Annotated in this window: 5 protein-coding genes; 3 read left to right on the forward strand and 2 right to left on the reverse strand. The window is 62.4% G+C overall.

Annotation, left to right across the window (positions count from 1 at the left end; all coding sequences use genetic code 11):
- Positions 1-75: 75 nt before the first annotated feature.
- Complete coding sequence (gene rlmKL / locus L4G42_RS21795; RefSeq protein ID WP_237259641.1) at positions 76-2,346, reverse strand: bifunctional 23S rRNA (guanine(2069)-N(7))-methyltransferase RlmK/23S rRNA (guanine(2445)-N(2))-methyltransferase RlmL; 2,271 nt, start codon at positions 2,344-2,346, stop codon at positions 76-78.
- A 571-nt stretch (positions 2,347-2,917) separates the two neighbouring features.
- Between rlmKL and rmf the strand changes: the two genes are divergently transcribed.
- Positions 2,918-3,133 (forward strand): ribosome modulation factor, encoded by a 216-nt coding sequence (rmf, locus tag L4G42_RS21800; RefSeq protein ID WP_074887169.1) that lies wholly within the window; start codon positions 2,918-2,920, stop codon positions 3,131-3,133.
- A gap of 150 nt (positions 3,134-3,283) precedes the next feature.
- Here the strand turns inward: rmf and L4G42_RS21805 are convergent, their stop codons facing one another.
- Positions 3,284-4,306 (reverse strand): quinone-dependent dihydroorotate dehydrogenase, encoded by a 1,023-nt coding sequence (locus L4G42_RS21805; RefSeq protein WP_237253453.1) that lies wholly within the window; start codon positions 4,304-4,306, stop codon positions 3,284-3,286.
- Between the two features lie 275 nt (positions 4,307-4,581).
- Between L4G42_RS21805 and L4G42_RS21810 the strand changes: the two genes are divergently transcribed.
- Together L4G42_RS21810 and L4G42_RS21815 are read left to right on the forward strand one after the other, a co-directional pair.
- On the forward strand, positions 4,582-5,790 hold the full coding sequence (locus L4G42_RS21810) for a CmpA/NrtA family ABC transporter substrate-binding protein (RefSeq protein WP_237253454.1): 1,209 nt from the start codon (positions 4,582-4,584) through the stop codon (positions 5,788-5,790).
- 12 nt (positions 5,791-5,802) lie between these two features.
- On the forward strand, positions 5,803-6,378 hold the full coding sequence (locus L4G42_RS21815) for an ANTAR domain-containing response regulator (RefSeq protein WP_172612633.1): 576 nt from the start codon (positions 5,803-5,805) through the stop codon (positions 6,376-6,378).
- Positions 6,379-6,640 lie beyond the last annotated feature (262 nt).

Raw genomic sequence — 6,640 nt, forward strand, 5'->3', positions numbered from 1 at the left:
CCGAGAAGGCCGTCGGTTTCGGAAAACCTGGGCTGACGCGTCGGATATCCCGAGACGCCAGCCTGTCAACCGCCCTTAACGCGCCGTGATTTTCCAGGCGCGGTGGATCTTGCCGTTGCGTGCAAAGTCCGGGTCGACGGTGTGCTGGGTGATTTCCTCCACGGCGTAACGCTCCACCAGCGTCTCTTCGAGCTGGAATTTGCGGAAGTTGTTGGAGAAATACAGCACGCCGCCCTGCGCCAGACGCGCCATCGCCAGGTCGATCAGTTGAACCTGATCGCGCTGCACGTCGAACACGCCTTCCATGCGCTTGGAGTTGGAGAAGGTCGGTGGGTCGATGAAGATCAGGTCGTACTCCTCGCGACTGGCCTCCAGCCACACCATCACGTCGCTCTGCTCCAGACGGTTCTTGTCGGAGAAGCCGTTCAGCGACAGGTTGCGACGCGCCCAGTCCAGGTAAGTCTTCGACAGGTCGACGCTGGTGGTGCTGCGCGCCCCGCCCTTGGCCGCGTGCACGCTGGCGGTCGCGGTGTAGCAGTAGAGGTTAAGGAAACGCTTGCCCGCCGCCTCGCGCTGGATACGCATGCGCATCGGCCGGTGATCGAGAAACAAACCGGTGTCCAGGTAATCCGTGAGGTTGACCAGCAGCTTCACGCCACCTTCGTTAACCTCGTTGAACTTGCCCTGGGCGCTCTGGCGCTCGTACTGCTTGGTGCCGCTCTGGCGTTCGCGACGCTTGACCACCACACGGCTCTTATCGATGCCGAGCGCCTGGGGAATGGCCGCCAAGGCGTCGAACATGCGGATCGAGGCCTTTTCCGGGTCGATGGACTTTGGTGCCACATACTCCTGAACATGGACCCAGTCGTGGTACAGGTCGATGGCCATGGCGTACTCGGGCATGTCCGCATCGTAGACGCGGTAGCAATCAATGCCTTCGCGCTTGACCCACTTGCTTAGCGCCTTGACGTTCTTCTGCAGGCGGTTGGCGAACATCTGCCCGCCTTCGCTCAGGCGCGGTTGCTCGATGACCGGCGCAGGGGCCGGCGTCGGCTTGATCGGGTTACCATTCTTGTTGTACTGACGCTCTTGCGGCTCGTCCGGCGCCTGATCGTAAGCGGCTTGTTCACGCTCGGCCTGACGTTGCTCCGGAGTGCGACGCTCGCCGGTCACGAACTGATCCGGCAGCACTTTGATCAACAACAGCTTGCACGGCAATGCGCCGTTCCAGAACGCGTACTGCTTGTGGCTGCGAATGCCCATGCGCTTGCCCAGATCCGGCGCACCGGTGAACACCGCCGCTTCCCAGTTCAGGCAGGCCTGACGCAGACGCTCGCCGAGGTTCTGATAGAGGTACAACAGGCTGGCTTCGTCACCGAGACGCTCGCCGTACGGCGGGTTGCAGATGACCAGACCGGTCTGGTTCTGGTCGGGACGCGGCTCGAACGTCGCCACTTCGCCCTGGTAGATCTTGATCCACTCGCTCAGGCCGGCGCGCTCGACGTTGTTGCGGCCTGGCTGAATCAGGCGCGGGTCAGCTTCGTAACCACGAATCCACAGCGGCGGCTTGGCCAGGCCCGCTTGCGCACGTTCCAGCGCTTCGTCATGCAGCTTGCGCCAGATCGCCGGCACGTGGCCCAGCCAGGCCGAGAAACCCCAGCGCTCACGCTTGAGATTGGGTGCGATGTCGGCGGCAATCATCGCTGCTTCGACCAGGAAAGTACCCACGCCGCACATCGGGTCAGCCAGCGCGCCGCCTTCAGCGGCAATGCGCGGCCAGCCCGAGCGGATCAGGATCGCGGCGGCAAGGTTTTCCTTGAGCGGGGCGGCGCCCTGCTGCAGACGGTAGCCGCGCTGGTGCAGGCTGTGGCCGGACAGGTCCAGGGACAGAATCGCTTCGCCCCGGTCCAGACGCAGATGCACGCGCAGATCCGGGTTGAGCTTGTCGACCGACGGGCGTACGCCGTCTGCCGTGCGCAGGCGGTCAACGATGCCGTCCTTGACTTTCAACGCGCCGAAATGGGTGTTATCGATGCCCGAACCGTGACCGCTGAACTCCACGGCCAGCGTACCTTCCGCCTCCAGATGGTCAGCCCACTCAATGTCGTGCACACCGTGGTAAAGGTCCTCGGCGTCCTTCATCGGGAAACGCTTGAGCACCAGCAGCACCCGGTTGGCCAGGCGCGACCACAGACACAGCCGGTAGGCGGTTTCCATGTCGGCGGTGCCGCGGATGGCGGAAGTGTGTTCGCGGGTTTCCTCGAGACCCAGGGCGGTGGCCTCCTCGGCCAGCAAGCCTTCGAGGCCTTTTGGGCACGTGAGGAAAAGTTCGTAACGGTCCGACATGAGTATTCCAGAGCCTTGGGCTATAGCGGCCGGACAACGCATTGTCCGGCCCGATTCCAACAGACGCCTTTCAAGGAGGACGCCTGCGCGGCACACAGTTTGTGCCTGTCCCTCGCACCGATACATTTCGAGTGCGACGGTCCGCCAGCACATGAGCGCCGACGTTTTGATGTTAAAAAACCACTATTCAGCACGACGGCGGCTGCAATAAAAAGTCACATCGCTGACCCTTCGTCGTTTTTCCGATAACTGCAAACGGCCAGCACTCTCAATTGCGAAACACTTGCACCGCCACGGGAAAGCCCCGGTTAAAAGGGGTCCCCTCAAAAAACACTTGCCAAACGAGTGGTCCCTTATGGTCGTAATGCCTGAATGGTTACGTTCTTATGACAAAACGATCATTCACAGCGCATCTTCCATTGGTTAGAAATCACCCAAGGTCATCGCCGCAACGGCGGTGGCATCAAGCCCGCGACGCCGGCAGCGGGCCGCTAACGGCAGAAGATTTTCTGCCCGACCTCAACCTGAGGTCTCCAGGGACATTACAGTCAACAAACGAGGGCAACACCCTATGAGAAGACTTAAGCGTGATCCGATGGAAAGAGCATTTTCGCGCGGATACCAGTACGGCGTATCCGGTAAATCCCGTGAGCTTTGCCCATTTACTCTACCGTCAGTGCGTCAAGCCTGGATCAATGGCTGGCGAGAAGGACGCGGCGACAACTGGGACGGTATGACCGGCACTGCGGGCATTCACAGACTCAACGAACTTCACGCGGTCGGCTGACGCCACCCTCACGTTACAGCCTGACCTAAAGCTTCTGATAAACGTCTGATCGCTTCACCGTAACCACGCACGCCCCACCCGGGCGGCGGGCTAACGCCCAAGAGGGGTTCCAGTCGGAACCCCTCTTTTCGTCTGGATGAAGCTGGATGATCAGCGGGACATCGCCGCGATCGCGTCCACCGACTCGCGAATCAGCGCCGGGCCCTTGTAGATGAACCCGGAATAAATCTGCACCAGGCTCGCCCCGGCGGCGATCTTTTCGGCCGCGTGCCTGCCCTCGGTAATGCCGCCAGCGGCAATGATCGGCAAGCGCCCGCCCAACTCACCGGCCAGCACCTTGACGATGTGCGTGCTCTGCTCGCGCACCGGCGCGCCCGAAAGGCCGCCCGCTTCGTCGCCGTGGGGCAACCCTTCGACGCCCTGACGGCTGAGGGTGGTGTTGGTCGCGATCACAGCGTCCATGCCCGACTCCAGCAAGGCGCCGGCAACCAGGACCGTTTCTTCGTCGCTAATGTCCGGGGCAATCTTGATCGCCAGCGGCACGCGTTTGCCGTGGATCTGTGTCAGCGCATCCTGGCGCACCCGCAGGGCTTCGAGCAGTTGCTTGAGCGAATCGCCGAATTGCAGGCTACGCAGGCCCGGCGTGTTCGGCGAGCTGACGTTAACGGTGATGTAACTGGCGTGGGCGTACACCTTGTCCAGGCAGATCAGGTAGTCATCGACGGCGCGCTCAACCGGCGTGTCGACATTCTTGCCGATGTTGATGCCCAGCACGCCTTTGTACTGCGCGGCCTGCACCCGGCTGACGAGGTTGTCGACGCCCAGATTGTTGAAGCCCATGCGGTTGATGATGGCTTCGGCGTGGGGCAGACGGAAAATGCGCGGTTTCGGATTACCCGGTTGCGGGCGCGGCGTGACGGTGCCGATCTCGACGAAACCGAAGCCCAGCTGGGCAAAGCCGTCGATGGCCGCGCCGTTTTTGTCCAGCCCCGCCGCCAGCCCGACCGGGTTGGGGAAGCGCAGGCCCATGACGGTCACCGGCAGCTGCATCGGCGCCTTGTTGAACAGGCCGTTGAGCCCCAGACGCCCGCCTGCTCCGATCAGGTCGATGGACAGATCGTGGGAAGCTTCCGGGGAAAGTTTGAACAGTAACTGGCGGGCCAGGTTATACATGGGCGGGCGCGGCTCGATTGCGGCTGGGATCAGCGGCGGATTATAAACGCCGGTGCAGGCGAAGCGCGAGGCATGTCGAGAACTTTGCTGACGGCCCTGTTCGACGCTGGCATATCGCTTGCTTTAAGTCCTGCATCGACTCGATCCAATGGCGGAGCGAGACACAGGACAATGACGTCGCTGTCGCCCCGATTCAAACGGGGCGAGGCGGCGTTTTTTTTTTGGACGATCGGCAACGTTGAAAGGCGCGTCGGCCTCCACCCGGAATGGCAATCATGAATGACACGCTCACCCCCTCGCTGGCCTGGGTCAACGGCAGCGATGCACCGGAACTGGCCAGCGTTGACCTCGGTTTCATGGCGCTCACCGACAGCGCCTCGCTCATCGTCGCCGCGACCCAGGGCTTCGCCCAGCCCTATGGCGTGCACATCAACCTGCACCGGCAGACGTCGTGGGCCAACCTGCGCGACAAATTGGTCAGCGGCGAATTGCATGCCGCCCACAGTCTTTACGGCCTCGTCTACGCCGTGCAACTGGGGCTGGCCGGGCCGGCGAAGCACATGGCGGTGCTAATGGGGCTGAACCAGAACGGCCAGAGCATCAACCTGTCGAGGGCGCTGCAGGACGCTGGCGTGACCACTCCTGATGCACTTGATCGGCGCACGCACCAAAGCGACTCAAAACTGACCTTCGCCCAAACCTTCCCCACCGGCAATCACGCCCTGTGGCTTTATTACTGGCTCGCGAGCCAGGGCATTCACCCGCTGCGCGACGTCGACAGCGTGGTGGTGCCGCCGCCGCAGATGGTCGAGCACTTGCAGGCCGGGCGCATCGACGGCTTTTGCGTCGGCGAGCCGTGGGGTGCCAGCGCCGTTCAGCAGAACCTCGGCTTCACCCTTGCGACGTCCCAGGCCATCTGGCCGGATCACCCGGAAAAGGTCCTCGCTTGCAGCCTGGAATTCGCCGAGCAGTACCCGAACACCGCGCGGGCGCTGGTGATGGCCGTGCTTGATGCCAGTCGCTTCATCGAAGAAAGCGCTGACAACCGGCGCAGCACCGCACAGTTGCTCAGCGCCGCCGAGTACGTGAATGCACCCGTCGGCGCCATCGAATCGCGTCTGCTCGGCGAATACGACGACGGGCTCGGCAACCGATGGCACGACCACCACGCCATCCGCTTCCATGGCGACGGTCAGGTGAACATGCCATGGCTGTCTGACGGCATGTGGTTCATGACCCAGTTCCGCCGCTGGGGCTTGCTGCGCGAAGACCCGGATTACCTCGGCGTCGCCCGCAGCGTCCAGCAACTCGGCCTGTACCGTGAGGCCGCCGAGGCACTGGGGATCGCCGTGCCGCCGTCGGCCATGCGCAGCAGCCAGTTGATCGACGGCAAGATCTGGGACGGCAGCGATCCGGCGCGTTACGCCCGCAGCTTCAAGCTGCACGCGCTGGCCGATGCCGCCCTCGTTCATGCTGATCGCTGAGGAGACGCCAACATGCTGCGAATCCTGCTGATCAACGACACACCCAAAAAGGTCGGTCGCCTGAAAGCGGCGCTGACTGAAGCCGGTTTCGAGGTGATCGACGAATCCGGGCTGATCATCGACCTCCCTGCACGGGTCCAGGCCGTACGCCCGGACGTGATCCTCATCGACACCGAATCGCCGGGCCGGGATGTGCTTGAGCAAGTGGTGCTGGTGACCCGGGATCTGCCACGCCCTATCGTGATGTTCACCGATGAGCACGACCCCGTTGTGATGCGCCAGGCGATCAAGTCCGGGGTCAGCGCCTACATCGTCGAAGGCATTCACGCGCAACGCCTGCAGCCGATTCTGGACGTCGCCATGGCCCGCTTCGAAAGCGATCAGGACCTGCGCGCTCAACTGCATGCCCGCGATCAGCAACTGGCCGAACGCAAGCGCATCGAAACGGCGAAGGGCCTGTTGATGAAGATGAAGCAGTGCAACGAGGAAGAGGCCTACACCCTCATGCGACGCCAGGCCATGAGTCGGCAGCAGAAACTGATTCAGGTGGCGGAGCAGATCATTGCCATGAGTGAGCTGCTGGGTTGAACGAGTGAGCGCTGTGAACCCTTCGTCATTAGCGCCACTCGCATCAATACTTTGGGTCAGTGTCACTGGCCACACCAAGCCGGTATCTAAGGGCGTTGGGTAGGCCCAAAGTTGGGTGCTTTGCCAAGATTCGCTGTAGGAGCGCGCTTGCCCGCGAACGCGGTATGCCTGTGGCGAACCAATCGCCTGACACTCTGCCTTCGCGGGCAAGCGCGCTCCTACAGGTTGAGTGGCCGACGCCATTTACTCGTTTGACGCGAGT

Origin of the sequence: Pseudomonas petrae (assembly GCF_021728295.1) — a bacterium.
GTDB classification, from domain to species: Bacteria; Pseudomonadota; Gammaproteobacteria; order Pseudomonadales; family Pseudomonadaceae; genus Aquipseudomonas; species Aquipseudomonas petrae.

Bases quoted from the DNA above. Each gene is read 5' to 3' on its own strand.
- rlmKL (WP_237259641.1), bottom strand. From the start codon at position 2,346: ATGTCGGACCGTTACGAACTTTTCCTCACGTGCCCAAAAGGCCTCGAA.
- rmf (WP_074887169.1), top strand. From the start codon at position 2,918: ATGAGAAGACTTAAGCGTGATCCGATGGAAAGAGCATTTTCGCGCGGA.
- L4G42_RS21805 (WP_237253453.1), bottom strand. From the start codon at position 4,306: ATGTATAACCTGGCCCGCCAGTTACTGTTCAAACTTTCCCCGGAAGCT.
- L4G42_RS21810 (WP_237253454.1), top strand. From the start codon at position 4,582: ATGAATGACACGCTCACCCCCTCGCTGGCCTGGGTCAACGGCAGCGAT.
- L4G42_RS21815 (WP_172612633.1), top strand. From the start codon at position 5,803: ATGCTGCGAATCCTGCTGATCAACGACACACCCAAAAAGGTCGGTCGC.